Source organism: Candidatus Neomarinimicrobiota bacterium, from assembly GCA_034716895.1.
Taxonomy (GTDB): Bacteria; Fidelibacterota; UBA8477; order UBA8477; family JABMPR01; genus JABMPR01.
In genome coordinates, this window is sequence record JAYEKW010000234.1 from 1 (window position 1) to 1626 (window position 1626).

Annotated in this window: 2 protein-coding genes and 2 tRNA genes; all 4 read left to right on the forward strand. The window is 44.2% G+C overall.

Annotated elements, in window-relative coordinates; genetic code table 11:
- Nucleotides 1–249 (forward strand): acetyl-CoA carboxylase carboxyl transferase subunit alpha (locus tag U9Q77_12985; protein MEA3288272.1); only part of this gene is annotated, 249 nt, incomplete at its 5' end.
- 98 nt (nucleotides 250–347) lie between these two features.
- Nucleotides 348–1052 carry a queuosine precursor transporter gene (locus U9Q77_12990; GenBank protein MEA3288273.1) on the forward strand — a complete coding sequence of 235 codons (705 nt, stop codon included), beginning with the start codon at nucleotides 348–350 and terminating at the stop codon, nucleotides 1050–1052.
- A 72-nt stretch (nucleotides 1053–1124) separates the two neighbouring features.
- Nucleotides 1125–1211, forward strand: a tRNA-Ser gene (locus tag U9Q77_12995).
- Nucleotides 1212–1268: 57 nt separating this feature from the next.
- A tRNA-Ser gene (locus tag U9Q77_13000) sits at nucleotides 1269–1351 on the forward strand.
- Nucleotides 1352–1626: the final 275 nt, after the last annotated feature.

A 1626-nucleotide genomic window follows, 5' to 3' on the forward strand; every position in this document is an offset into this window, starting at 1 on the left:
GATGCCACCCAGAAGAAAAAAGCAGCTGAAGCCATGAAAATCACCGCTGAAGATCTGCTTCAAATGGGACTAGCAGATCGGATCATTGCCGAACCACTTGGGGGTGCCCACCGCAATCACAAAGAGACAGCATCAATCTTAAAGAGTGTGATCAAAGAAGAATTGCATGACCTGTCTGCTACTCCGGTTAAGGAACTTCTTGAGCACAGGGCCACAAAAACTGAAAGTATGGGTGTCTGGGAAGACTGAGGTAAGACCGTGCATGCTTTTGTAAAATCAAATGGTAAGCCAACCAGGATTCCACGGTCATTAAAACAGGTGATGGATCAGCAATGGGAGGGTACATAGTGAGTAATGAGCTCATATTTTTTATTCAAACAATCATTGGACTGATCATTGTCTTAATCGCATTCCGGATGGGCAAAACCTGGCTTTATGCATTAATAGCCGTGAATTATGTTTTGGCAAACATCTTTGTTACCAAAACCATCACTTTATTTGGTTTCGAAGCGACTGGTGGTAATGTTCTGTATGGAGCAATATTTTTATCAACAGACCTGCTTTCAGAATATTACGGCAAAGAAGCCGCCCGAAAAGGGGTCTTTATCGGTTTGGGTGCCACCTTGTTTTACCTGTTGATGTCTCAGCTCATGTTATCCTACTCCGCTAGCGCAAACGACTGGGGTCCAGCTGCCGGAATGGAGTCTATCTTTGGCTTTGCACCGGCTATCGTGTTGGCCAGTGTGATTGCTTATCTCATTTCACAGCTTCACGATGTCTGGGCTTTTCACATGTGGAAAGAACGATTTAAGGGAAAATATCTTTGGCTCAGGAACAATCTATCCACCGGTACCAGTCAATTGATAGATTCGCTGACCTTTGCTATTCTAGCCTTTTCGGTCTTTCCCCGGTTATTTATGGATCCTGAAAGTGTTTTACCCATGAATGTGGTCTGGGAGATCGTCCTGACAACCTACATTCTTAAGTTGTTAGTTGCCTTTTTGGACACCCCATTTATTTATTTGAGTCAGCGATTTCACCCTGAAGCATAATTGAAATTATGGTCTTGGACTTTTCATTTGTCCTCAGATAGGCACGGATTATATTTGCGCGCTTTTCGAAACGGAGACGTGGCCGAGTGGCTTAAGGCGGCGGCTTGCTAAGCCGTTGAACGTTACGGCGTTCCGTAGGTTCGAATCCTACCGTCTCCGCTTTTCTGGTAATTGATCTCATATTTGCAAGCTGAGTATGAATCATTCAGCCACACTGGAGGTGTAGGCTAATTGGTAAGTCAGCGGTTTTGAAAACCGCCGTCCGTGAGGACTTGGGAGTTCGAGTCTCTCCACCTCCGCTGGTCTTCATTCCAATGAAATGAGAATGAAGACCACAACAGCATAGCCTTCAGGCGATGTCTGATGAATTAATTCAAGAATAAAAAAAATCCTTCAAGTAATAGCACTTGATTGAAGACCCCATAAATCCTATGTTTGGCCAACCCCAAAAAAACAGTAGGAATTATGAACGATCGCATTGTGGGACTGCTAAGTCCACGGCCCATGGTTGTGGTGACATCGGTCTTTATCATTGGTATACTAATTGAGAGAAGTTTTCAAGTTAGCTTGGGGA